We start from the raw sequence: 1,403 nt of genomic DNA on the forward strand, positions 1-1,403 counted from the left end.
CACGTGCCAAGCCCGCCCCGCCGATGTGCAGTTCTCCAGGAATGCCGATTGGGCAAGGGTGACCGGAAGGTTCGAGGATCCGGACGGTTGAGTTGCTGATCGGCCTGCCAATACTAACTCCGGCAGCCAGCTCCGCCGCATCAACATTCACCTGATGAGAGGAAACAACATGGCTCTCTGTTGGCCCATAGTCATTATACAGACTACATTTAGAAAGCAAGTTCATCAGCTTGCGAACAGGCTCAGACATCGTCAATCTCTCACCCGCAGAGACGATCTCAGAGAGGCCCAGCCCCAACAAATTGGGATTTTTCTCAGCAAAGCCGGCAAACCGCTCCAAAAGGACGGCCGGAAGATATAATCTGTCGATTGCGTGCTTACTGATATAGGCGCTCAGCCGGCCAGGGTCTCTTCTCGAATCTTCATCAATAACAAAGAGTGTGCCTCCAGTGGTAAGCGCAGAAAAGATCTCCTGAAGACTCACATCAAATATACTTGCAGCAAGTTGCAGCGTTCTTGGGGGCAATGTTGAGCACCGAGAGCCGCGCTCCCAACTCATCAGATTGGCCAAGGTTCGATGCTCTACCTCAACCCCTTTAGGGGCACCAGTAGAGCCAGAAGTATAAATGACATAAGCGAGGGAATCAAGGCTGAGCTGGTGTGAATTGGGCATGCTGGCCGCAGTTTCACCCAGACTGAGATCGTCAATATTGAGTGTCTGAATGGCAAGGTGATGACAAGCTCCAGATGTCGCAGCTTCCAACAAAGCCAGGAAGGCACCCGATGCTCCCAGGAGGTGTTCCAGCCGCTGCTCGGGCCAACGGGGATCCAGGGGTAGGTACCCCCCCCCCGCCTTCAGAATCGCCAACAGCGCAACAATCATCCTCGGGGAACGCTCCAGGCACACCCCAACGACCAGCTCGGGCCCCACGCCCATGTGGATCAGGTGTTGGGCCAGATGGTTCGCTCGGGTATTTAGTTCGGCATAGCTCAGCTCCTGCTCCTCAAACACCACCGCGACAGCATCGGGGGTGCGCTGCACCTGCTCCTCGAACAATTGATGGACGCAGAATTCCGGCTGCTCGCGCTCAGGGCCGTACTGCCAGCTCTCGATCAGGTTCCGCTCGGTCTTGGGCAGCAGTGTCACTGCGGTGGTGAGGGCCTCTGGAGCCTGCGTCACCGACTCCAACAGCAGGATCAGGTGATCACCAAGCCGTTCGATGCGATTCGCCTCGAAGAGATCTTTGGCGTAGACCAAGGTTGCCTGGATGCCGACATCAGGCCTGCGTCGCAGAAAAAACTCAAGATCGAATCTGGCCGCGCTGGAGCCACCTCCTAACGCCTCCGCCTCCACGCCATCCATCCCCTGCCAACCCGCCTCCGGCAGCTCCAGCAGCTGCACC

The 1,403-nt window shown here is 57.0% G+C and carries 1 protein-coding gene; it reads right to left on the reverse strand.

Features of this window, described 5'->3' with window-relative positions; all coding sequences use genetic code 11:
* Positions 1–1,354 (reverse strand): AMP-binding protein (locus ACWJIO_RS13825; RefSeq protein ID WP_480314371.1); only part of this gene is annotated, 1,354 nt, incomplete at its 3' end.
* Positions 1,355–1,403: the final 49 nt, after the last annotated feature.

Source organism: Paraciimarium castrense LEGE 11436 (assembly GCF_056633055.1).